The 25,465-nt window shown below is 54.5% G+C and carries 17 protein-coding genes and 1 pseudogene; 13 read left to right on the top strand and 5 right to left on the bottom strand.

The window, feature by feature from the left end; translation table 11 throughout:
* Window positions 1-14: 14 nt before the first annotated feature.
* Window positions 15-425, bottom strand: a complete 411-nt coding sequence (locus tag JE47_RS0111355) for a gamma-glutamylcyclotransferase family protein (protein WP_031459873.1) — start codon at window positions 423-425, stop codon at window positions 15-17.
* A 159-nt stretch (window positions 426-584) separates the two neighbouring features.
* Between JE47_RS0111355 and JE47_RS0111350 the strand changes: the two genes are divergently transcribed.
* From JE47_RS0111350 to JE47_RS0111340, 3 genes are all read left to right on the top strand, one after another.
* Window positions 585-1,508 (top strand): LLM class F420-dependent oxidoreductase, encoded by a 924-nt coding sequence (locus JE47_RS0111350; RefSeq protein WP_031459872.1) that lies wholly within the window; start codon window positions 585-587, stop codon window positions 1,506-1,508.
* 136 nt (window positions 1,509-1,644) lie between these two features.
* Window positions 1,645-2,898: an MFS transporter gene (locus JE47_RS0111345; RefSeq protein WP_236631216.1), complete on the top strand. Its 1,254-nt coding sequence runs from the start codon at window positions 1,645-1,647 to the stop codon at window positions 2,896-2,898.
* A 286-nt stretch (window positions 2,899-3,184) separates the two neighbouring features.
* Entirely contained in the window at window positions 3,185-3,901 is a 717-nt protein-coding gene (locus JE47_RS0111340; protein WP_031459870.1) for an SGNH/GDSL hydrolase family protein, read from the top strand.
* A gap of 139 nt (window positions 3,902-4,040) precedes the next feature.
* Here JE47_RS0111340 and sfsA read toward each other — a convergent pair whose 3' ends face one another.
* Window positions 4,041-4,817, bottom strand: coding sequence for a DNA/RNA nuclease SfsA (gene sfsA / locus JE47_RS0111335; RefSeq protein ID WP_031459869.1), 777 nt, complete (start codon window positions 4,815-4,817; stop codon window positions 4,041-4,043).
* A 345-nt stretch (window positions 4,818-5,162) separates the two neighbouring features.
* On the opposite strand from sfsA, the gene JE47_RS0111330 reads away from it, so the two are divergent.
* From JE47_RS0111330 to JE47_RS0111285, 10 genes are all read left to right on the top strand, one after another.
* Entirely contained in the window at window positions 5,163-6,167 is a 1,005-nt protein-coding gene (locus JE47_RS0111330) for a homoserine kinase (RefSeq protein ID WP_031459868.1), read from the top strand.
* 50 nt (window positions 6,168-6,217) lie between these two features.
* The gene (locus JE47_RS0111325) at window positions 6,218-11,398 is read left to right on the top strand and encodes an Ig-like domain-containing alpha-2-macroglobulin family protein (RefSeq protein ID WP_031459867.1); all 5,181 of its coding nucleotides are present in this window, start codon (window positions 6,218-6,220) and stop codon (window positions 11,396-11,398) included.
* 741 nt (window positions 11,399-12,139) lie between these two features.
* Entirely contained in the window at window positions 12,140-12,874 is a 735-nt protein-coding gene (locus JE47_RS0111320; RefSeq protein WP_031459866.1) for an MIP/aquaporin family protein, read from the top strand.
* A 57-nt stretch (window positions 12,875-12,931) separates the two neighbouring features.
* A complete protein-coding gene (gene dhaK / locus JE47_RS0111315; protein WP_028456952.1) occupies window positions 12,932-13,930 on the top strand; it encodes a dihydroxyacetone kinase subunit DhaK in 999 nt (332 codons plus the stop codon).
* Between the two features lie 59 nt (window positions 13,931-13,989).
* On the top strand, window positions 13,990-14,634 hold the full coding sequence (gene dhaL / locus JE47_RS0111310; RefSeq protein ID WP_031459865.1) for a dihydroxyacetone kinase subunit DhaL: 645 nt from the start codon (window positions 13,990-13,992) through the stop codon (window positions 14,632-14,634).
* Between the two features lie 43 nt (window positions 14,635-14,677).
* Window positions 14,678-16,174 carry a glycerol kinase GlpK gene (gene glpK, locus JE47_RS0111305; protein ID WP_031459864.1) on the top strand — a complete coding sequence of 499 codons (1,497 nt, stop codon included), beginning with the start codon at window positions 14,678-14,680 and terminating at the stop codon, window positions 16,172-16,174.
* Window positions 16,175-16,258: 84 nt separating this feature from the next.
* Window positions 16,259-17,929: an anaerobic glycerol-3-phosphate dehydrogenase subunit GlpA gene (glpA, locus tag JE47_RS0111300; RefSeq protein WP_031459863.1), complete on the top strand. Its 1,671-nt coding sequence runs from the start codon at window positions 16,259-16,261 to the stop codon at window positions 17,927-17,929.
* Between the two features lie 18 nt (window positions 17,930-17,947).
* Window positions 17,948-19,186 carry a glycerol-3-phosphate dehydrogenase subunit GlpB gene (gene glpB, locus JE47_RS0111295; protein WP_031459862.1) on the top strand — a complete coding sequence of 413 codons (1,239 nt, stop codon included), beginning with the start codon at window positions 17,948-17,950 and terminating at the stop codon, window positions 19,184-19,186.
* A 28-nt stretch (window positions 19,187-19,214) separates the two neighbouring features.
* Entirely contained in the window at window positions 19,215-20,441 is a 1,227-nt protein-coding gene (locus tag JE47_RS0111290) for an anaerobic glycerol-3-phosphate dehydrogenase subunit C (protein WP_031459861.1), read from the top strand.
* Between the two features lie 118 nt (window positions 20,442-20,559).
* On the top strand, window positions 20,560-22,467 hold the full coding sequence (locus JE47_RS0111285) for a serine/threonine-protein kinase (RefSeq protein ID WP_031459860.1): 1,908 nt from the start codon (window positions 20,560-20,562) through the stop codon (window positions 22,465-22,467).
* Between the two features lie 175 nt (window positions 22,468-22,642).
* Here the strand turns inward: JE47_RS0111285 and JE47_RS0111280 are convergent, their stop codons facing one another.
* From JE47_RS0111280 to JE47_RS0111270, 3 genes and pseudogenes are all read right to left on the bottom strand, one after another.
* Window positions 22,643-23,842 carry a glycosyltransferase gene (locus JE47_RS0111280; protein WP_031459859.1) on the bottom strand — a complete coding sequence of 400 codons (1,200 nt, stop codon included), beginning with the start codon at window positions 23,840-23,842 and terminating at the stop codon, window positions 22,643-22,645.
* Window position 23,843: 1 nt separating this feature from the next.
* A complete protein-coding gene (locus JE47_RS0111275) occupies window positions 23,844-25,061 on the bottom strand; it encodes a patatin-like phospholipase family protein (protein ID WP_031459858.1) in 1,218 nt (405 codons plus the stop codon).
* A gap of 197 nt (window positions 25,062-25,258) precedes the next feature.
* Window positions 25,259-25,465 (bottom strand): annotated as a pseudogene (locus tag JE47_RS0111270) (polyhydroxyalkanoate synthesis regulator DNA-binding domain-containing protein); the annotation flags it as partial.

Below are 25,465 nucleotides of genomic sequence, written 5' to 3'. Positions count from 1 at the left end.
CATCATAAAGATGACTACCATTCGCCACGCTCGATCAAGCGTAACTCGCCGCGTCGAATAGCGGCTTCAACCGCAGCACCGGCTACATACACCCAGGCGGATCGCGTACCATCAACCGTCTGTACCGGTAATTCCACCCGCTCGTACAAATTGTCAGCACGACCGGGAACGTAATCCTCCAGTTCATCGAGTAATGCCAGAATATGCTGATAGCGTGCCGGATGAACATCAATCAGCTCACCGAAGACGGTTGCGTTTTGTGGGACGAGATCAGCAGCCCGCACGAGAAAGGGATACGGTCCGGCCGTGTAAAGAGCAGCAGCCGACAACCAGGCACGTGTTTCGCTTACAGTGTGCCCTGCCAGGAAACGGGCATAGTTCGTTTGGCCTCGTTTCAATGTTCCGTAGACAAAAAATGGACGCATCAATTATTTTTCGCGGTATACTATCAACACGCCGCAACGCGGCTCATACATACTATAGCAGGTTTCGCCAGATCAGTGATAAGCACAGCCTGCCACTGCAAGCTGGCTGACCAAACCGCACAGAACTGCAAGGGCGGAAACATCCTCAGGAGAGGCACGATGACGATTGAAGTAGCATTGATGGTTGAAGGCCAGAATGGGCTAACCTGGCCGCGCTGGCAACGACTGGTGCAGGCAGCAGAGGATTTGGGTTTTGTGGGGCTGTACCGGTCCGATCACTTTACCAACGCGAATCCTCCCGAAAAAGAATCGCTGGAGTTGTGGATTTCACTCACCTGGCTCGCCTCACAGACAAAGCGGATTGAATTCGGGCCATTGGTCTCGCCAGTTTCATTTCGACATCCGGCATTGACGGCAAAAATGGCAGCCGCCGTTGACAACCTCTCAGGTGGGCGACTACAGCTTGGATTGGGGGCCGGCTGGCAGGAACGTGAACATTCCATGTTTGGCTTTGACTTGTTGGCAGTTAGCCCCCGATTTCAACGGTTTCGCGAAGGGCTGGAGGTCATCACTCGCCTTTTACGCAGCGATAAACCGGTTACCTGGATCGGTGAGTATTATCAACTGCGGGAAGCAATTCTGTTGCCACGTCCTTTGCGATCAGGCGGACCACCGATTGTCATCGGGGGCAATGGAGAACGGCGTACTCTACCACTTGCTGCTCGTTATGCCGATGAATGGAATGCCGTGTTTGTACCACCGGCCCGTTTTGCCGAACTCAATGCCAGACTCGACACGCTGCTGGACGCGGCGGGCCGCCCACGCAACGCGGTACGGCGTTCGCTCATGATAGGGTCGGTGTTCGGACGTGATGAGCGCGAAGTTGAACGGTTACTGGCTGGCCGCAGCCGTGCACAATTGCAAGATCGCGGGATTCTGGTCGGCGTGGCCGACGAAATTGTTGAGCAGATTGCGGCTTTTGCCGCTGTCGGTGTTGAGCGCATTATGGTGCAGTGGCTCGACCTCGATGATCTCGACCGCTTAACAGCCTTCGCCAATAGGGTCTTGCCCCAACTTGCGTGAGTGCATGCCCCTACCGACGAAGAAGATATTGTCAATACTTCCATACTGGTTTTGATTCCAGTACCGCATGGAATCTCTCGTCAAGCGTTGTGTTGAACCAGGCAGTATTTTCCCTCCCTGTGACAGATGAGAGGGTATGGAGAGCGCCTGGTGTGGAGCGATGTTCAAGATGAATACTGCGCAACAGATGCCCAACCGCTGGCAAACCATTCTCTGGATCATGTTTGCCGCCCAGTTTCTTTCCGCAATCGGTTTTTCCATCATCTTTCCGTTTCTTCCACTCTATGTCGCGTACCTCGGTGTGGCTACGGTTGGCACGGTGGCCCTATGGTCAGGATTAGTCTTCTCGCTTCAGGCCTTGACAATGGCGATTGCAGCGCCGATCTGGGGATCACTGGCCGACCGGTTCGGATACAAACTGATGGTTGAACGGGCAATGTACGGTGGTGCTGTGATCTTGCTGTTGATGGGATTTGCACGCTCGGCTGAAGAATTAACGTTGTTGCGCACCATTCAGGGCTTGATTACCGGTACCATTTCGGCGGCTAATGCGCTGGTTGCAACGGTCACCCCACGCGAACGTATGGGTTTTGCGATGGGAACACTGCAAATGGGTTTGTGGAGCGGAACGGCAGCCGGCCCACTGATCGGTGGTATAATGGCCGAAACCCTTGGCTTTCGCGCAACGTTCATCACCACTGCCGCACTCCTGTTCATATCGGGTATTCTGGTAACGATTGGCGTGCGTGGGAATAGGAGGCCTTCCACGCCTCGCAAACAGCAACCGTTGGCTATATGGCAAGGCTGGTTGACGATCATCCGCACTCCGGGCATCAGTCCGGCCTACGGTATGCGCTTCCTCAGCAGCCTTTCCCAAACCATCTTGCTCCCCTTTGCGCCATTGTTTATTGCCAGTTTGCTTCATCCAAATGATCCGGTCAGTGCGTACACTGGTCTAATCGTTGGAGTATCTTCGGCAGCAGGAACAGCAACAGCGATCTGGCTTGGTCGGCTCGGTGATCGGATCGGGCATCAACAGGTATTGATGATGAGTGCGATATTGGCCGGAATCGCCTTTTTGCCGCAAGGACTGGTTACAAATGTTTGGCAACTGCTCATCCTGCAGGCGCTCAGTGGGGCAGCGATAGGCGGTATCACACCTTCATTAAGCGCACTACTTGGTCGTTACACAGCAGCCGGCAATGAAGGCGCCGTTTATGGGTTGGATAGCTCGATTGTTTCTGCTGCCCGTGCAGTTGCTCCGCTCATCGGTACCATAGTGGTAGACGCTTTTGGGTTGGGAAGTGTCTTTTTGGTCAGCAGCATGGCCTGTTTGGTGATCGCGATGAGTGCTGCACGCCTCCCAGCGCTGGTTGCGACGACCAAATGACTACGTTATGTTCGCTTGAACTGGGAGTATGGGCCAACACCCGCGGCCCCAAGGCGACTGTGTACATATCGGGTGGCATTGCCAGCAAGTGTGTGATCTTCGTCGGTATCACTCGGTTATCAGTAACCAAAGCTGAGAACTCCGAAAACCTCTAACGTGCCCTTCGCCCACTTCCGCTCTCGAAACGAGAGCGGAAAGAGCATATTCATACCGACTCCGGTGACGACATCTGGCATCCATTGTGGTAAAAAGAAGGTAGGACAACGACCAGACCGGAGGTGTGCGTTTGAGCCATCGTTTTTGTCTTCTCGGCCTCGTTCTGTTAGGTATGACCTGCATTGGCGGATTCGTCGTCTGGCAGCGGGCCCGTCACTTTGAACGACTCTTCTACCTTACCCGTCTCGATCCGATTGGATTGAATATGATCCGGAATGAACCATCATCAACGGCGCCGATTGTGATATTCGGTGACTCACGAGCGGCTACCTGGCCAGCACCGGCAGGTTTTTCCATCATCAACCGGGGTATTCCTGGGCACACCAGTACCCAATCGTTGCTTCGGTATCGTATGCACGTCAGTCCCTTGCAGCCAGCGCTGGTTATCATTCAGGTAGGGGTAAATGATCTGGTTGCGCTGCCATTGTTAGCCAACGATGCTGAGTCAATCGTCCAGACTACTATCGCGAATCTCCGTGCGATGGTAGACATGGCTAGAACCGATGGCAGTCAGGTAATCCTCACGACCATCTTTCCGCTCGGCCCTAATCTGTTCGAGCAACTCGATCCGGGGACGGGTCGGATTCAGACCGCGATTGAGCAGGTGAATACCGCTATACGGGCAATGAGTGCGCCGGATGTGATCATATTTGACAGTGCAGCGATCCTGGCCGACGCAAGTGGTTATGTAGCCGAGGCATACCGTGCTGATCTGCTTCACATTAATCCAAAAGGTTATCAGGTGCTGAATGAGGCGTTGTCGATGCTGTTAACCGATACTCAGTGAGTCTTTGTACGACAAAGAACCGAGGAACGCAATGGAACGTCAGATGAACAACCGTCCCCAATTTCACAACGAAATACTGACGCGGCATAACGCAAAACAGATGGCGCCACCTACCCGCGGAAAATTTCCTCACAGATCGTCAACAGCCACGCCGCACATCAAGTGGTACCGCCGTAAGTGAGTTAAAAACCGGTACTTCGCGACCAAGCGTGATACCGGTGATCGAGACAGGACAACTGTAGGCGTACACCTCCACTCCTACCGAGCGTGCAAGCCGTAGTGCACTACTGAAATCAATATCGATCGTTTCATCAGGAGCAAACGCACAGCCTTTAGAACGTTGAATGATAAACACCACGGCTGCCCGTTGACCGTTACGGGCCGCATTGATCAACAGCTCGAGATGACGATGACCACGCTCGGTCGGTGCGTCGGGAAAGACGGCAACACCCTCGATAAGGTGAGTAACTGACTTCACCTCTAAGAGACAGGTGTCTAGCCCTTCACTCAGGCGAAAATCGATGCGATGGGGACCCAGTTGCACATCACGCTGCACACGTGAATAACGGGCAAACTGTGGGAGCGCACCGAGTGACAAAGCCGCAGCAACTAGGCGATTGGGTAATTGGCTATCAAGTGAAACGAGATCACCATTTTGATAGACAGCTACAACCTGAAACGCGGTCTTCCGGCCAATTTCCTCACGTGGCGCGAGTAACAAGCGAGCCCCCGGAACCAGGAGATCAATCAAACGACCTCTGTCGGCGAGATGGGCCCGTACCATTCGCCCACCCATCTGCGCCTCAACCAAGAATTGACCGGATCGTGCTGCAAAGTTGGCTTCAACCAACGGTGCACCGGTTGAGAGCGGCACCCGAACGATGGTGTGTTGTCCTGATCCTTGTCCTGTTGCCATACCTGTAGTATACCACGACCGGTTTCATCTCTTGCAATCGCATAGCGTGGGGATAAGGATAATCCCTTATCCTGCAAGCGCATCCTGATAGAAGGGTGCAGCGCGCTGCGCCCCGACCGATGCATCCCAACAGGCGGCGGGCAGTACTATCGAGCGGAACCCGATGCTGTCCGTAGAGGGCGGTTTGCGAACCGACCCTCTTTCGCCAACCGATATTTCGGATAGACACCAACGAAACCTGGTAAATAGTTCTTCCTGGCGTCTCATTCGTCTACACCTACATCTGTATGTCACTGATCCTCGCGATGGTACAATACAGGAGGAAGCTGACGATGAGGGAGCTAGATGCTGACTCATGAAGATATTGCCCGCGTACTGGCACACTACGATGTCGGCGAGCTACGGTCGAGCCGCGCCGCTGGTCACGGTATGATCAATGAAACAGCGATTGTTGAGACCAGCTTCGGACGCTTTGTGCTCCGTCGTAACCGGCGCTTCAGTGGCTTGCAAACGATCAAACTACGTCACCGCCTACTCGAATGGCTCCGACAACGAGGCTTTCCCGCACCACGTGTCCTGCCAACCAGGAATGGCGAAACAATGGTGATCATCGATGAACAAGTCTACGAGCTTAGCATATTCATCGTCGGCGATGAGTTCGATCCCGCTCGTCCACGACAACTGAGCGATGTTGGTCGGGTCCTGAGTAGTTATCATCGGGCTGTTACCGATTTTCCCGAACCACCACCACCATCAGCACCGCGTTATTTACCATCCAGCTTACGTGGACTGACCGAACGCTTGATCACTCGTGACATACTCGGTGATTTAACGCTCCCACTGCACTGGTACGAGCGACGAATTGCCGAGTTATGCCATCAGTTGAGCGATGAGACCTACGAATCTTTACCACATCTGCTGATCCACGGCGACATGCATCGCGATAATATCATCTTTCGCGGTGATGCAGTAGCGGCCTTAATCGATTATGACCAGATTGGTATTGATGCACGCCTGGTCGATATTGCCGATGCACTGGTCGATATGGCGATCGGTTCGCCGCCCCCCAACTGGCCAATGTGGGGAGTGTACCGGGCGCCACTCGATCTCGAACGAGTACGGCTCTTTCTCAAAGCCTATAATGCAGTTGTTCCGCTATCGCGCACCGAAGCTCAGGCACTACCGGCGATACTCGAAGTCATCTGGCTACAGGGAAATTTGCGCCGAACGCTCAGCACGCCAGACGCCGAACCTGAATATCACCTTGAATTACTAGGACAGGGACAGTGGCTGGCTGAGTGGATGGATCGCCATCGCGACCGCATTCTGGAAGCGGCAATGGTATACTGAGCACTATGCAGCATCACGAGTGAGCATATTTTATCCAGGTTCTACTTCGCATGAGAGCAAGCATTCAGCGAAGGATTCGTGCGCTAGCCCATCTCTGGATGATCCTCCTGAGTGGGGTGGTGATCACATTACTAGGTGGCCTGGTCATACGCTGGCTAGCGCCGTTGTCCCCATGGGTTGAAACCCCAACAGTTCAACTGCGTGATCCGTTGCCGCAGAGCAGTGCGGTACATCCGCGCAGTACGATAACACTCGTGTTCAGCACACCGATGAATCCGTTCACGGTCGTGCGCTCACTCCGTATTGATCCGCCACTAGATAGCTCATATCAATGGTCGGAAGATATGCGCGTGTTGCGCATTATTCCCAATCAGGCACTCCAACCGGCCACTACTTACCGGGTACAAGTTTTTTCTACTGCTCAGAGCCGGTGGTGGCGACCGTTGGCACAGCCGCTCGATGTATCATTTGTTACCGCAGCCCAACCAACGATTCAAACTGCCCTCGCCCCACGCCGACTCGATGCACCGATCGTGCTCATCTTTAGTCAACCAATGATTTCTGCTGATGCTATCGAACAACCGGTTTCTCTCCAACCAGTGCGCATCTCTCCACCCTGGCCACTGCGCGGTCAATGGCTTGATCAACGAACGCTGCTGCTTCAGCCGACCATCGCGTTTACCGCAGCTTCAACATATACTCTCACAGTAGACAGTACCTTCAGCAATGCACAGGGTATCGAATTAGGACAGTCATTCCACTGGCAATTCACTACACCCTGGCCGAACCTGATTGAACAGACACCTCCGCCGGAAGCGCGTTGGGTAAACCCGCAACAGCCATTGGTGTTGGTGTTCGATGCTCCTATTGATACTCGTCTGCTCAGCACGGCGCTCGATATTACGCCATCAATCAGTGGTAGTTTCACCAGCGCCACAACGAATAACCGATACACGGTTACCTTTACACCGTACACCGGCTGGGTGCCCGGGCAGACCTACCAGGTTCAGCTTCGCATCCCGAATACAACCCGTCTGCTCCAGAGTTGGCGCTTTTATGTCGAGCCAGAACCAACATTACTGGCCTCATTTCCAGGTCAAGGTCAGGTTCTGATGCCCGATCAAGAGATTCGTCTGCTGTTTAGCACACCGATGGACGAATCGGAACTGCGGGCCGGGCTCAGCTTTGAGCCACCGGTAGACGAGTTTAAACTAACTGTTGAGGAAAATCGGGTAAGTTTACAGCCGGTAATCCAGGCGGCAACGACCTATACCATTACGATTGCAGCCGGTGTTCGTGATCGCAGCGGAGTCCCGTTACGCATGCCAGTATCGTTAACAGTACGAACAGCCAGCAATCCACCACTATTACGGGTCTCCGGTGATGTCTTGCAACGCTTTCCAGCCAATGCTTCGCCGGCAATTGTCGTTGAACGCACAAATCTGCGAGCGTTTCAGGCGTATCTCTATCAGCTTGACACAACAACCCTGATCCGAGCGCTCTCCCTGCGCCCAGAAGAATGGCCGCGTTTTGTACCAGAACGGTATGGACAAACGCCGGTGCGGGTCTGGCGTGAAACCTTGAACGATCCACCTGACAGTCTGGTACGCAGTGTCTTTACCATTACCGCAAACAGTAGCGGCGAATTATTACCCGCCGGCGCCTACTATTTACGGCTTACTACTGATAGTGGATTACGGGTTGATCGGCTCTTGCTCATCTCGTCAATGCGTCTGACCGTGCTGCCAAACGCCAATGAACTCTTGCTATGGGTGACAAAGAGTGGAAGTGGCGCACCGGTAAACGACATCCCATTGACTATCTATCTCGACGAAACAATGCTTGCCAGTGGCAAAAGCAACGAACAGGGTCTCTGGCGTGTACCGCTCACCAGTTTGAGTACGTTCACCGGCAGCAGCGCTGGTCGTACTCTGGTAGCGGTAGCCGAAGGCGACGGTATTACCCTGAGCAGTATTCAGCTTCCCGGCACGCTTACGCCACCCGTTAAAGCACTGCTTGCTGTCGATCGATTGAGCTACCGACCAGGTAGTATCGTGCGCGTCAACGGCATTGTTCGCGAACAACAGGCAGATGGCCGATTAACGCTACCCAGTATAAGAGCGTGTCGACTCAAACTCGATGGCGCAACTGTGATTGGCGATGCCACTGCCGTTACCTGCACGATATCCGATAAAGGTATCCTCAACGGTAGTCTGCGGCTCGATGCGCGCACCGCACCGGGAACATACATCGTACAGGTCGCCATCAGTGACACCATCTATCAGATACCGATCAGAGTTACTATCCCGACTACCGGTGCCACCGTCCACGTAACGCCAACCCGTCCCACCGGTCTCGCGGTTGATGTCACCCGTGCCAACCTGCCAATCAGTGGTGCGGTGATAAGCTGGAACCTGCGACTCGAAACCCTATCCATCGTTGAACTTGATGGCATAGCTGGTGAAGTGCTGGGATCAGCGAGTGAAACCTCATCAAGTGCAACGACCGATCAGAGTGGCCGAGTCCAAATTAATCTGCCAGCAGATGAAAACCTGATCCGTCCACTCCGGTACGAGCTCCACCTGACTGCACAGTTACCCGACGGCGAGCAACTCCAGCAAAACACAAGTGGAATCATTCATCCGCGCAGCCCGCGGTTGTCTATTGATGCACCAACCGTCATTGCGCAAAACGAACGGGCAAAAATTACGTTTACTTTGCAGAACGCTGAAGGTCAACCTCTGTCCAATACGCTGATAGAGCTGGAAGTTCGGCGTCAGATTGGTGATCCACCACTAATTATGCGACGGGTACGTACCGACCAGAATGGTCAGGCAACGACCGCACTGGTCCCGCTCCTCCCCGGACGCTACGAGCTGAGCGCCCGTTCTGGATCGAGTGTGAGTCGTCGGCAGTTGTGGGTAGCAGGTTCTGGAATTGCCAGTAGTGAACCCTGGCTGATTCCCGACCGCACCGCCTATTCAGTTGGTGATACGGCTCGTCTGCTTGTAAACGGACCGACCAGTGGTACCCTTCTGCTTATTGTCGGCCAGGGTGAAACAGCCCGTATCGCGCTGACCAGAGCACAAGCCGGTAACATGATGTTGCTTCCGATCACCGATGATCTCCCACCGCTAACAACCATTACCGCACTGATTGACGACGGGGTGAATCTGTGGACAAGTACGGTGAGCCTGTACATTAATCCACCATCACCACCACAGATCGCATTGTCGCAACGAGAAGTACTGCCAGGCTCAACTCTTACCCTGACCACTACCGCATCAACGGCAAATCTGTTTGTGGTGCTGACACCCATTCATGCACCGACGATTAATCTCGATGATTGGAATCGCCCGCTCACCAGTTCCTCATCATTCCGGCAAGGACTCTCTGGCATTATCCTGCCAGCAACTCCTGAGTCGACCGATCAGCAACACCGAATCTCGGTTCGTCTCCCGCAGCAACCGGGACGCTGGTACCTTAATGTGATTGCGATCGATGATCGTGGTTTTGCGACAGCAACCAGTACCCTGATTGATACCATTCAGTCAGTTGAAGCAATTGCTACTCCTTTACCGCCGCTCCGTACAAATGACACTGCCGTTGCCACGCTTATCTTGCGCAATATCGACCGCGAGGCGCGTACGGTACGCACTCGTCTCTGGGTAAGTGGCGGCATCCTGCTTGATCCAATCGAACAAATCGTTACGATACCGGAGCATACTGTCATGCCTATCCATTGGAACATACAACCACAACCCGATGTCGCGCTTATCGGTCTGCGTTACGAGGTGATAGACACTGCACCCTTACCACCGATTGAATACGCGATACCGGTCATCCGCGAGTCATTTTTGCCTCAAACGACCCAAACCCGTTTGGTTAACGATTCGCTCGAACTGAGTCTGGCAGATGACGAGCACGAGATTATCATCGCCGCTAATGCCCGATCTGCGCTGGCCGACCAGGCACAACGCCTGTTTCAGACCACGGCGCCCACTGCCGAAAGTCTGGCTGCGGCAATCATTATTGGTAACGAACTACAACGTACTGCTTCAACAACAACTGAAGTCGAGTATTGGCAGACAGCCATTGATGGTTCATTGCGTCAATTACGTACCCTTCGCAATCCTGATGGTGGTTGGGGATGGTGGCCAGATCATCCATCTGATCCGTTTATCACCGCTTTTGTGCTCGAAGCAATTGCCAAGATTGACCGCCGCGATGGACAGAACCCACTGCCAGGCGAATCTGCGATACGTTATCTGCAACGCGAACGATCAGCCCTTCCCCTCGATGTGCAATCATACATCGATTATGTGCTGGCAAAACACGGTATCAACGACCATCAGGAACCGGCATCCGACAATCTGACACCAACCGCACGTGCTTTTACCGCATTACGGCTCCGCCAATACAGAAACCAACTCCTGGCTCAATTCTGGACCACCGCCGGCAGTGGCCTACCGTGGGCAGGAGCCGAAGGAATGCCTGCCAGCGCGCTGGCCGTAAGTGCAAGTATCATTCAGGCATTAGCCGAAGAACAACCAACCGCTCCCAAACTCACGACCTGGCGTACTGCTCTCTTGCGACGCTGGCAAGGTGAGGGCTGGCCGACACCATACGAAGCGGCGCGTGTAGCGCTGGCACTGGGTCCAATGCTCTCAGCAAATGGTGCAGAGGTTACGGTATGGCATAACAACGACCGGCTGACCGAAGCCCAAACCCTGACTAATGTAGAACGCTGGCGATTACGAGGGGGAACATTGCGCATTGAGCCAACCAATGGGCCAGCACTCATCGCTATTCGCCGTGCAACCGCTGAGCATCCCCAAATCGAAGCAATACAGGCACAGCTCAGGTATCACCAGAGTATCAATCCACTGACCATCGATCAACCTGTTCAGGTCGATCTCATTCTGATCGTCAAAGAACCTTTTCTTCGCCTCGATGTCACCATTCCGCTACCAGCGGGGTTAACCCCAATCCAGGTAGATAGCGGCGCAACGCTCGCTTATTCTCTAATTGAGCGTGAACGGCGCACGGTTCGATTCGGTGGCGTCAATCTAACCCCCGGTGTATATCGGTTGACCGTTACTGCCAGAACAACAACCGCCGGTCACTTTCAGACACCGCCAGCAATTATTGCCACGCCGGGGAGTGGGTTGCCTGAACTGTTTGTGAGGGAAAAAGATACGATCATCATCACGACGGCGCCAACGAACTGATACCGGACGGATGCATCACTAGAGATTTTCTGAATTTTCATCGTTTGGTGTCATAACCACCGTCGCCTGGGAGCGCGAGCCTCCGGCGCGCAGCCTACAGTCGCCTGGGAGTGCGAGCCTCCGGCGCGCAGCCTGCACCGTGCCCATCTCAGCCGCACACCATCGCCCCGTGGCTCGCCATAAGAAAAGCGAAGAACTCGCCCCTGCTGATGAAGATGCCCCTCCCACTCGCTCTTCTTCTCTTCTCGTCCCTCTCCTCACTTAACCACTGCTAGGACTGGTAAACCTCATCAACCAATGTTGCAATATTGAAACACTTTTGTTCAGTACCTGGCATAGCCATAGCTTGACGCTCCTGTTCCACATTTGTTACCATATTCGTGCAGCAACTCAATGAAGAGGGGCGATTTCCCAACACTCGTGTATGCCCCACAAAACCTTACAAAATATATTTTTAGCCAGCAAACCCATCCGGATCGCGCATTGCACGGTGCAATGCATCGTGTTGTCATAAATTGTGACAGGAAAGGAGGTGCGCAGGGCGGGTCGCCGATTGCTACCCGTTAGACGGCGTGTACGCCCAGTTCAGATGCGCCGGTACGCCACGAGCAGCGTACAACGCGACGGGACACGGTCGCGTAACAATTGGCGCGCATCACGTTCTCTGCTTGAACGCTGGATCAAAGGTGATTCGTTGGGAACTGGTTCTGGCTGTTTTGTATTGCAAGGAGGAGACCCTCTATGCCTGCGTCCTTTCTGGGCGAAGTTTTTGGTACCATGGTACTGATCCTGTTTGGCAACGGTGTCGTGGCGAACGTATTGCTGACGCAATCGAAGGGCAACGGTGGTGGCTGGATCGTGATTACCACAGGTTGGGCATTTGCAGTGATGTGTGGTGTCTTTACAGCAGCAGCCTTGGGTAGCCCTGGGGCTGATCTTAATCCAGCCGTCACCGTGGCTGTCCTGATTCGCGGGGGCTACGACTTCGGAACTGCCGTGATGCACATTGTGGCGCAATTTATCGGTGCCTTTATTGGCGCCACCCTGGTTTGGCTTACATATCTCTCACATTGGGAAGTAACGAAAGACCCTGGCCTCAAACTGGCTTGTTTCAGCACCGGCCCGGCAATCAGCAATCCGGTCAACAACATCATTACTGAAGTCATCGGTACCTTCGCGCTGGTATTCATCATCTTCGCTATCTTCAGCAAAAACGGTGCTGCTGGTGGCAACCCGGCAAGCGGTCTGGGTCCATATCTCGTCGCAGCGCTAGTGTGGGGTATCGGCCTCTCGCTCGGTGGTCCAACCGGCTACGCGATCAATCCGGCACGTGATCTCGGTCCGCGAATTGCGCACTTTGTGTTACCTATCGCCGGAAAGGGCGACAGCAACTGGGGGTATTCGTGGATACCGGTCGTTGGCCCGCTTATCGGTGGTGCAATTGCCGCCTTATTGGCAAATGTGCTCGGTATGTGAGATACTGTTGCGCATCACGCTGAACGGTTAACATTATCACTTCAAGGGAGGAAGCCTGTGAAGAAGTTGATTAACGCTCCAGAGAATGTCGTCAAGGAGGCACTGGCCGGAATGGCAATTGCCCATGCCGATCTGATCCAGGTGCACTTCGATCCTGACTACATCGTGCGCGTCGGTGCACCACACAATAAGGTCGGCGTTATCTCTGGAGGTGGCTCTGGTCACGAACCGATGCATGGCGGCTTCGTCGGCTATGGGATGCTCGACGCTGCCTGTCCGGGTGCCGTCTTCACCTCACCGGTACCGGATCAGATGCTCGCCGCAACCAAGGCTGTCAACGCTGGGAAAGGTGTATTGCACGTCGTCAAGAACTATACTGGTGATGTGATGAACTTCGAGATGGCGGCGGAACTGGCTGCCGCCGAAGGTATTGAGGTTGCCAGTGTGATTACCAACGACGATGTGGCAGTTGAAAATAGCACCTGGACAGCCGGTCGGCGCGGGGTAGGAGTGACCGTGCTGCTCGAGAAGATCGTCGGTGCTGCGGCAGAAGCTGGTGCTGATCTGGCGACGTGCAAAGCAATTGCCGAGCGAGTCAACGCGAACGGTCGCAGCATGGGGATGGCTCTGACCCCCTGCACCGTACCCCAGGCTGGTAAACCGGGCTTTGAGCTAGCCGAAGACGAGATGGAGGTTGGTATCGGCATCCATGGCGAACCCGGCCGACGCCGCGAGAAGTTGGCGCCGGCGCGTGATATTGCCGAGATGCTTGCTGGTCCTATTCTTGAAGACCTGCCCTTCAAGAGTGGTGATGCTGTACTGGCCTTCGTCAATGGCATGGGTGGTACACCACTGATCGAGTTGTACGTGATGTATAATGAACTTGCCCGTATCTTGAAGGATCGGAACATTACCATTGCTCGCTCGCTCGTCGGCAGCTACATCACGTCACTCGAAATGGCAGGTGTGAGCTTTACCCTGCTCCGTCTTGACGATGAGATGATTAAACTCTGGGACGCTCCGGTCCATACGCCGGCGCTACGCTGGGGAATGTAAGGTATCAGTATGTATAGCGGGGCAAATTGCCCCGCTACCAGATCGCACGCAGAGGAACTATGCAGATCACCGCCGATCATGTGATACGTTTTCTCCAATTGGTCGCTGAACGGGTTAAAGAGCAGCGTGACTATTTAACCAAGCTCGATGCCGCAATCGGTGATGCCGACCACGGTGTCAATCTTGATCGTGGTTTCAGTACAGTGATGAGCAAGCTGCCAACTGCAACCGACCGGAGCATTAGTGGTCTACTGAAACTGACCGGCATGACACTGATTTCCACCGTTGGTGGCGCCAGTGGGCCACTGTATGGCACAGCCTTCCTGCGCGCAGGAACAGCTATTGGGGATCGAGCGACGATTGGCGCTGAAGAACTGATTGCTGCACTGAGCGCTGCGCTTGATGGCATTCAAACTCGTGGGAAAGCGACTCGCGGTGAAAAGACGATGATCGATGCGATTGCACCAGCAATCGATACGCTGAAAGAGCAGTATGCAGCGAGCGGTGATCTGTTGGTTGCAATGCGTGCCGCTGTCGCTGCATGCGAACAGGGTATGATTGCGACTGAACCAATGCTAGCAACCAAAGGACGTGCATCGTACCTCGGTGAACGTTCAATTGGTCATCGTGATCCTGGTGCTGCCTCGGCTTATCTGATGGCCCAGGCGCTGCTCGAGACCATTGAGCGTGCAGCACAAGGTTAATGTGTCCCGTATGCCGCACAGGTAGACAAAGGAGTCATGAATTATGGCAAAGTATGCCGCCGCAATCGATCAGGGAACAACTAGCACCCGCTGTATGATTTTTGACCACAGTGGCAATGTCATTTGCTACGACCAGAAAGAACACGAACAGATCTATCCCCGACCCGGCTGGGTAGAGCATAGCCCTGATGAGATTTGGGAACGTACTCAAAGTGTGATCCGCAGTGCATTGAGCAAAGGTGGCCTCAGCGCGAACGACATCGTCGCTGTTGGGATTACCAATCAACGTGAGACGACGGTGGTCTGGAACCGCAACACCGGACGACCAGTCTACAATGCGATTGTCTGGCAAGATACGCGCACCGATCAGATTTGTAATGAATTGGCAGCCGACGGTGGACAGGATCGCTTCCGGCCCAAGGTTGGCCTTCCCCTGGCAACCTACTTCTCTGGTCCTAAGATCCGCTGGATTCTCGACAATGTTCCCGGTGCACGCGAAGCCGCTGAAGCTGGTGATGTGATCTTTGGCAATATCGATACCTTCTTGACCTGGTGGCTGACCGGTGGCCCCAATGGTGGCGTTCATGTCACCGATGTCACGAACGCTTCGCGCACGATGCTGATGAATCTCGAAACCCTTGATTGGGACGATGAGATACTCGGCATTATGGGTATTCCACGGCAGATGCTGCCCAAGATTATGCCGTCAAGTATGGTCTACGGCACTGCTACCGGCGAGCTGGCCGGGGTACCGGTAGCCGGTATTCTGGGCGACCAACAAGCAGCAATGGTTGGTCAGACCTGCTTTGATGTCGGTGAGGCGAAGAACACCTACGGCACCGGATCGTTTATGCTGCTCAATACCGGTACCAAACTCGTTCCCTCGAAGAGCGGTCTGTTGACAACCGTTTGCTATAAGTTCGGTGATCAGCCTGCCGTTTATGCTCTTGAAGGCTCTATCGCTATCACCGGTGCATTGGTACAGTGGCTGCGCGACAATCTCGGCCTGATCACCTCGTCGGCTGAGGTCGAGTCGCTTGCTAATCTGGTTGAGGACAACGGTGGCATCTATTTCGTCCCGGCCTTCTCTGGTCTCTTCGCCCCGTACTGGCGTTCCGATGCACGTGGGGTAATCGTCGGCCTGACGCGGTATGTCAATAAAGGTCACATTGCCCGTGCGGTACTTGAAGCGACTGCGTACCAAACCCGCGAAGTTCTCGACGCGATGGAACAGGATTCGGGTGTGAAACTGACCGCATTGAAGGTCGATGGTGGTATGGTGTACAATAATACCCTAATGCAGTTCCAGGCTGACATCCTGGGAGTGCCGGTTATTCGGCCGAAGGTTGCCGAAACAACGTCGCTTGGTGCTGCGTATGCCGCTGGCCTGGCAGTTGGCTTCTGGTCGAATACCGATGAGATGCGCGCTAACTGGGGTGTCGATCATACGTGGACGCCGCAGATGGACGAGGCAACCCGCGAGCGACTCTACCGAGGTTGGAAGAAGGCGGTCACCCGCACCTTCGATTGGGTAGAGTAACCCGCTTTCCTGTACGCATACAATGGTAGCAAGACCGGCGGGAATCTGTACCCTGCCGGTCTTGCTGACGATTAGGAGCTTATGATGCAAACCATCTCTACCGATGTATTAGTGATTGGCGGCGGCGCAACCGGCACAGGCTGCGCGCTCGACCTCGCAATGCGTGGAATCCGTTGCGTGCTGGTCGAAAAGGGAGATTTGACCCATGGCACAACTGGCCGGTATCACGGTCTTCTGCATTCGGGCGGGCGCTATGTGACCAAAGACCCGCAATCGGCGCGTGAATGTGCGCAGGAAAATGCAATCTTGCGCCGCATTATGCCGCATTGTATCGAGCAGACATCTGGGTTCTTTGTCATCACACCGTGGGACGATGAAAGCTATGGTGATGTCTTCGTCGCCAATTGCCACCGTACCGGTGTGCCGGTGCAAGAGATCAGTGTCGCCGAAATGCTGCGTCGTGAACCACTCCTCAATCCCCGTATTTCACGGGTCTTTGAGGTTCCCGACGCTTCCGCCGATTCGTTTCTCGCTACCCATTCCGTAGCGCTGGCCGCACGCGAGTACGGCGCCGACATTCGTACCTATCACAATGTGATCGAATTGATCCGGGTTGGCGACCGGGTTGTAGGAGCAGTCGTTGAAGACCTGCGTAGCGGTGAACGGATTCGAATCGACTGTGCTTATGTCTTAAATGCGGCTGGGGCCTGGGCTGGCAAAATTGCAGCACTGGCAGGCGTAACGGTAACGGTCGTACCGGGCAAGGGTACAATGGTGGCGATGAATCACCGCATGGTAAACACGGTGGTGAACCGCTGTAAACTCCCATCCGATGGTGACATTATTGTACCCATTCACACAGTAGCCGTCATTGGTACGACCGATGTCCACGTTCCCGATCCTGATGTCTTCGGGATTGAACCAGAAGAGATTCAATTTATGCTCGATGAAGGTGAGAAGCTCGTTCCCGGCTTCCGTCAATATCGTGCGCTACGTGCCTGGGCTGGTGTCCGTCCGCTTTACAAAGACAAAGATGTCGCCAGCGACCGTGATATTCCTCGCACGTTCAAGTTACTCGATCACGAAGAGCGTGACGGCGTGAGCGGTATCTTTTCGATTGTTGGTGGTAAATGGACAACATATCGCCTGATGGCCGAGCAGACGGTGAATGAGATTGCACGACGGTTAGGCAATACCCAACCCTGTCGCACTGCTAGTGAAGTGCTGCCGATCCCGAAGTTTGAGCACACTCGTCACGCTACTGTAACCGTTTCACCTGATCCGGCAGCGCAGACTCCCCACTACTGGCTCGGAAAACCACTGGCACTGGTCGAGAGCCAACACGCCGCCGGTGATCTGATCTGTGAATGCGAACTGGTTACCCGTGATCGGATTCAGGCCGCAATCGATGCTGGCGCTCATAATCTCGACGATATTCGACGCGATGTGCGGATGGGCATGGGGCCGTGTCAGGGTGGCTGGTGTATCTATCGCACGGCAAATATTTTGTATGAACGGCGCTGTGCCGATGGTCTGAGCCACGTTCATACCAATGAAGCGATACTGCATTTTCTCCAGGAACGCTGGAAAGGTCTTACCCCAGTCCTGTGGGGTGATCAGTTACGCCAGGCCCGCCTTGATGAATTGATCTATTATGGCGTTCTGGGAATTCAACGTCTGCGGGCACTGGCCGAACCGGGGGGTGGTCTGGTAACCCAACATCCGGCTATCGCAACCGAATATGTACAGGCGTAAGGCACCAGGAGAGCTGCTATGTATGATACGATCGTCATCGGTGCTGGCCTGGCTGGTTTGATGGCAGCAATCGGGCGTGCCGAACGCGGTGAAAAGGTGATGGTGCTTGCCAAGGGTCATGGGACAACGCACTGGACGACCGGCTGTCTCGACCTCTTTGCCGAGGTTGATGATCCTATCGCCGGTATCATTCAACTTACCGACCAGCGTCCACACCACCCCTATGCCCTGGTTGGCCTGACAATGATCGAGCAGGGCGTTGCCCGATTCCGGGCTATCTGCGAAGCGGCTGGCTACCCGATGGTTGGCAACTTCAACCGAAATCTGCTGCTCCCTACTGCTTTAGGCGCGTTGCGCCCCACTGCTTTTGCACCTGCAACAATGATAAACGGTGATGCCCGTCAGTTGCGCGATGGTCGGCCAACGCTGATCGCCAGTTTTGGCGTACTCCGTGACTTTTTTCCACCGCTTATTGCCGCCAATCTCCGTGCTCAGGGGATTGCTGCCGAAGCAGCATTGTTAGCCCTGCCACCAACTGGTCGCCAACACGATTTCAGCCCGGTCATCCTGGCACGCATGTTCGACCAACCAGACTTTCGGGCCAGAGTTGGTGAACAACTTGCTGCATTCGTGCGCAAGGGCGGCTATGCTCGTATTGGTATGCCAGCAATTCTGGGCTTGAAGCATCCTACCGAGGTGGTACGCGACCTCCAGAATCGGGCGGGTGCCCTGATCTTCGAGATTCCCACACTACCAACCTCTGTCGCCGGTATGCGGTTATATCACATTCTGGAAAACGCATTGCTCAGTCTTGGTGGTAGAATGCAGTTGGGTGGATTTGTCCAACGCGGAGAACCCCTCAAGGAAACGCTGGTGGCTGTGTTCAGTGAAGCGGCAGCCCGTGAACAACGTCATACGGCCCGACGCTGGGTATTGGCAACCGGTGGCATTCTTGGTGGTGGCATTCGCGCCACGCCGGAAGGTCACCTGCGTGAAACCGCTCTTGACCTACCCCTTCAGACACCCGACAGCCGATCTGGCTGGTTTGCAGCACGTTTTCTGGCTGAGCAAGGTCACCCTGTCTTTCAGAGTGGTGTGCGCGTTGATCGGTCACTACGCCCCCTCGATGCCAGCGGTCGCTTAGTATATGAAAACGTGATGGTGGCTGGCAGCGCACTCGCCGGTTTTGATCCGGTTCGCGAAGGATGCCTTGAAGGAGTTGCAATTGCCACCGGCTGGGCAGCCGGACAGCAGTAGCAGCCCATTTGCGAGAGGGACAATCACCATGGATCATATTGAGCTATCGCTCACGCAATCGCTCGATCACTGTATTAAGTGCAACATCTGCACTGCGGCCTGCCCCGTGGCCGCCGTAACCGACGCCTTCCCCGGCCCAAAATATGTCGGGCCGCAAGCCCAACGCTTTCGTCATGCCGCGCAGCCGGTTCCTGATGCCTCCGTTGATTACTGTTCGGGATGTCGGGTTTGCAATCAGGTCTGTCCGACCGGTGTGCGAATCGCTGAACTTAATGCCCGTGCTCGAGCGCAGATGGTCGCCGAGCGTGGGATGCCTCTTCGTAACCGAATCATTGCGCGTTCTGGATTGGTTGGGCGCCTGAGTTGTGGACCACAGGCGCCTCTCGTCAATCTGACGCTGAGCTTTGCGCCCGCACGCTGGCTCATCGAACAAGTGCTGGGAATTCACCGCCACGCTCCACTGCCAAAAGCAAGCACCTACACGTTCCAACACTGGTTCCGACGTCGGAAATCAACGGTGGCCGGTCGACGCCCTAAAGTGGTCTACTTCCACGGTTGCAGCACAAACTACTACGAACCACACGTTGGTAAAGCGGCAGTGGCCGTGCTCGAACATCTTGGGTTTGAGGTGATCATTCCACCACAGCGCTGCTGTGGCCTGCCCTTACTCTCCAACGGCGATTTTCCGGCTGCGCAGAAGCACCACCAGTACAACGTTGCGCAACTGTTACCATTCGTTCGCGCCGGTATACCCATCGTCGGTACCAGCACCAGTTGTACGCTCACTCTGAAAGAGGAAGCTCCGGAACTCCTCGGTCTCCACGGTGATGATGTTCGCGCAGTGGCTGCCGGTACGTATGACATCTTCGAGTTCTTGCGTAACCTTCACGAGCGCGGTGAATTACGCACCGACTTCCGCTCGATTGAACGTCGCCTCCCGTATCACCCGCCATGTCAGTTACGCGCCCATCGCATTGGCCGTCCGGTACTCGATGTATTAGGTTTAGTACCAGGCTTGCACCTTGATGAGAGTCGGGCTGATTGTTGCGGTATCGCCGGTACATACGGCTTGAAGCGTGAAAAGTATCAGATTGCAATGGACGTTGGGAAGCCACTTTTTGACTTTGTACAAGCCAGTGGTCAAAACCTCGCTTTGTGCGATAGTGAAACCTGTCGCTGGCAAATCAGTGGTGCTACCGGGGTAGAAACCCGTCACCCGATTGAAATCCTGGCCGAAGCATACGGAGTTCTGTAGTATATCTCAATGTATTTTCAACTTTTATTCGGAGCAGCGTAGTATCCCACTGCTGCTCCTACATTTTGTTATAATACGTGCTAGTCTTGTACTATATGTGCGTAGGAACTATTTGTCGATGATTGAACCAGAAACAGTCTTACAAGGTCGTTATCGCATCATATCCCAAATTGCCAAGGGAGGTATGGGGGCGGTCTATCGAGCGCGCGACCTCCGCTTGCGCATCGATGTTGCCATCAAACAAACCTTGTTTCACGATGAGGCATATCGACAAGCATTTGAACGCGAAGCTCAAATCCTGGCCCGCTTGCGCCATCAAGCATTACCACGGGTCATTGATCATTTCATCGAACCACAAGGTCAATTCTTAGTTATGGAGTTTATCCATGGCGAAGACCTGGGCAATCAACTGGCCCGTCTCGGTCGTCGTTTCGCCTCGCCGCAAGTCTTACCCTTGGTAGTAAAATGGGCCGATCAACTCCTCGACGTGCTACACTACTTGCACACACGACCGGTACCGGTCATTCATCGAGATATTAAACCAAAAAATCTGAAATTAACCCCAAACCACGATATTATCTTGCTCGATTTTGGGCTAGCGCGCGGCGGAATGACGGTTGTAGCCGGAATTGACGGCTCAGGGTCGCGAAAGGTCTACGGCTTTACCCCACCATATGCACCTTACGAACAGATGCGCGACGGCGAACCAGACCCGCGCAGCGACATTTATTCGCTCTCGGCAACATTGTACCATCTGCTAACCGGCGTTTTGCCACCTGATGCGATGACTCGGATGGCAAAGCTGATCCATGGTCAGCCCGATCCCCTTCAGCCGATTCGCAGTCTGGCGCCCCATGTGCCAGAAGGATTAGCCCGGTTGATCGAGCAAGGGATGGCTACCCTGATCGATCAACGTCCGCAATCGGCCCGTGAAATGCGTGAAGCCTTGCACCGACTGCGCGGAAAACCGGTAACACCAGCAACACCGGTAACAGTACGTCCTATCGCTTCAGAACCATTGCCAGTACCTCCCGATACGACCGAAACACCAACCGAACCAGTGCCAACTCCATCGCAGGCGTCACCGATCACCCCACCAGTAACACCGTCACGTGCGACATCACCGACGCCGGTAGGAACACAGTATCGCCGCCTGGTAACCGGTAGCCAGGTTCGTAGCCTGGCATTTACGTCCGATGGCAAATCGATCATCGCCGGCCACGATGATTATACGATCAGTGTCTGGGATGTAACGCACGGTGAACAAACGCAAACTCTGCGCGGCCACGAGAGCACTGTGCGTGCGGTTGCTGTCAGTCCTGATGGAACACTGGTTGCCAGCGGAAGTGACGACGAGACAGTCCGTATCTGGACAACTACCGACTGGCAGTCTGTACAGATCATCCGTCAAACCGGCACTTCTATCGAGAGTCTCTGCTTCAGTCCCGACGGTCGTTATCTGGCGGTTGGCGGTTGGGGCATGGCGATTACACTGTACGAGATCCGAAAAGGGAAGATCGAGCCGATTGGCCTGTTTAACAGTCCTTTTGTTCATTCACTGAGTTTTTCACCAGATAGTTCATTGCTGGCTGCCGGTTGTTACGATGGCGCTATCTACCTCTGGCAAACAGCGACACATCAGCGGTTAAAACCGATTGAGGGGTTTAATACATTCATTTACAGCGTCACTTTTAATACTGCCGGTACCATCATTGCCGCCTGTAGTGGTACCGCTATTCGCCTCTGGCGCGTGCGAGATTTTCTGCCTCTTGACACCTTACAAGGCCACACTGCACCGGTGCGCGGTCTGGCGTGTAGCCCGCGTATCCCATTGCTGGCTTCAGGAAGTGAAGATCGGAGCGCTCGTTTTTGGTTGATAGATCAATCGCAGCCACTCCCCCTTATCCTCGAACACAGCTCTGGCGTCAGTTGCCTGAGCTTCAGCCCCGATGGTCAACTCCTGGCTACCGGTACCCACGATGGCCGTATTTACCTCTGGCAAGCGCCGGTCGAGAGTCAGGTTTAGAACCTATCCGACATATCCTGTCGCAGCAGAAGATCGGTCGGGGCGCAGCACCGCTACGCCTGTACATCAGGATGCGCTCGTAGGGTAAGGAATAACCCTTACGTTGCCCTGCCCTGGTCTTCGGGTTACGTATGAACCTGAGCGACATCGGGATTTTTGCGCAAGCTCTCACACCTCACCGCACCCGCTCAACCAGCGCAATGATCCGCTCTGCACGTCGGCCATACGTGTGTTCAGCAGCCACTGCTCGCCGTGCGGCTATCAGCGCCGGGTCGCCTTCGTTCAGAGCCGCGGTGAGTGCCGCCTGCAAACCAGACAGGTCACGTCGTGGGAAACTATAGGCAAGCTGTGGTGGTACAATCTCGTGTAACGCCGGAATCGCCGGTATGACAATCGGCAGACCCAATGCCAGATATTCAAACAACTTCAACGGCGAGGCTGTTACATCGGTAACGGTATCGGGAATGACAAGAACATCGGCAGCGCCTAAACAGCGCACTACCTCGGCCTGCGGTCGTGGCGGCAACACGTAGAGATCGGCTGGCGTCGCTGTTGTCTCAGCAACCCGTAATCCTTCACTGACTGCGTGTGCAATCAGGGCTGCTCGCTCACCAGGTCGCCCACCGAGTATCAGACCGCACAACGTCGGATGGGTAGCCTTGAGTGCCCGTAAAGCACCGAGAAGACCCTCAAGCCAGCGATGAGCAAAGGTCATGCCTGCGTATGCGATGACCGGTACGGTGGGTAACAAACCAAGTTCGGCACGACACTGAGCACGATCTTGCGGTGTAAATATTCGTTCATCGTAAGCATCTGGAATAACCGCAACATCTGCCGGATCACGCCATCCGAGCTGGGCCAACAGGGACCGGAAATCATTTGTCAGTGATACGACGGCAGTTGCCCGACATAGTGCGGTACGATCAATCAGATCGAGTAATCCACGCGCCCAACGCTCTTTCGCCCGCGAAGGATTCCGTGACTCAAAATCGTGGACTTCGTAAATCACCGGTATTCCGAGCTTTGGGCCGAAGATACCGGCCCACCAGGCCGCAATGATCGGCTGACGAATATAGACAGCTTCAACCTGATGACGTTGAGGCGCAACCCGCATCGCGGTCATCGCTGCAAAGACTGAGTGCTCAAGGTAGTACAACAGTGTACTCTTGTAGAAGCGTGAGAGCTTGCCAATGGCCGGTCGTGGCAGATGCACGACATTCAATTCACTGAAGCGACTCGGTTCAAACCCCCAACGTGGAATCAGGGCCAGCGTATCCGGTCGGCGAGCTATCAGCTCGCGGAGCGTGGTAAACGTTTGCAGGGCATTAGCTGACTGCAAATTCAAACTAGTGGGGTATGCAATATAGACGATCATCTTAGCGCGCAACCTCAAGCCGCGACAACAAACGATCAAGCTCGGCTAACGTCGATGCCAGACCGGCCGGCGCAGGATGCAATAAACCGCCGGTCACCAACGCAGCGCGTACAAGCTGAGGATCATCGCCGGCCACCTCCAAATTACGGAGGTCTTGTCTGATCCGTTCATCACTGATGGGAATGCCATGACGAGCCATCATTGCCCGGTAATAGGGATAGTGTTCGCACAACTGCTGGGCCACACTTTCAAAACCATGACGCGCAATCGTCATCCGGGTCTGGAAACGCATCGTATTTTCGGCAAACATGATTCGGTCACGGCGCGACGGTTCGATCAGAATAATATCCACCTCAGGATGGCGACGACGCACCTGCTTGATATGATAGTGCAAACCGGCGTGAATGAACGTGCGGAAGACCTGATTACCAATCCGCTGAATACCCTGTTCGCTGATAGATTGTCCCGGCGCATGGCGGCGATTATCAAACGGCACCATTGGATTAATACAGACGATCAGGTCAGCACCACGCTCGATTGCTACATCAAGACTGGCCGTACCGCGTAAGCCACCATCGATATAATCACGCTCGCCGATTCGTACTGGCTGATAAAAGATCGGAATAGCGGCTGACGCGCAAACTGCCAGCGAGATCGGCACATGCTCGAGCGGTGGTAAGCCAAAAACGGCCCGTTCTCCAGAATCGAGATCGGTCGCTATGATCAACAACTCGCGATCCAGATCGGCAAAACGGTTTGAGCGACCGGGCTGTTCAAAAGCCAGCCGCAGATACCGCTCGAGCGCTCGCGAATCGTAGATACCGGTAGGTAAGCCAACAGCCAGCGTCTCAATCAAATCAAGAAGCGATGCTTCCCCACCTTCACGAAGCCAGCGCCGTAACGTTTGAGCCAGCGCCCCAGGTAAGTGCATCACCCGACGCAGCATATCAACCACATTTAACTGGTACAAGTGATGTGGTTCAAGCTGATCAATACCGAGCAACGAGCTTTCAAGGACACTGATCAATGTACGCGGTGACATATTGTTGGCCAGGCAGGCGTTCACCAAAGCCCCAGCGCTTGTCCCCACGTAAATATCAAACTCGTTGACTGACAAACCTTCAAGCACCTGGTCAATGGCACAGAGGGCGCCAATTTCATAAGCGGCACCGGCGACACCTCCACCGGCAAGAACCAGAGCTGTCTTGCTACGCTGCATAACCAGCCTCTTTGCGATAACGTATACCAGCGAGCCAGGGATCGTGCGATGTTTTGGTCAGCGCCAACGAACTGTTTGCCCTGCCAGGGCGATACGGTGATAGTTAACAGCCTGACAGAAGCGATTCAGCATCACCCAACGATCACGTTGGATACACCAACTGAGAACCAGGTCATTGTCAAGCCGGCTGTCGATGTTCAACGACGACGTAGCAATTGTTCAACTGTACTGGCCAGGGCATCAATCTGGGCATGGAGACGCTCGACATCGTTGCGCGTCGGCACATTGGCAATCCGGTCGGCAAGTTGATGCCGGGCATCGTCGGCAAACTCTTTGCGTAGTAACAGTTTGCGCCAGCGATCAGCCTCTTCGGGGGAAAGTTCACCTTTGTCAACCAGGATATC

The organism is Chloroflexus sp. MS-G (assembly GCF_000735195.1).
In the GTDB taxonomy this organism is placed as follows: domain Bacteria; phylum Chloroflexota; class Chloroflexia; order Chloroflexales; family Chloroflexaceae; genus Chloroflexus.
This window is presented reverse-complemented; position numbering and strand designations above follow the sequence as displayed.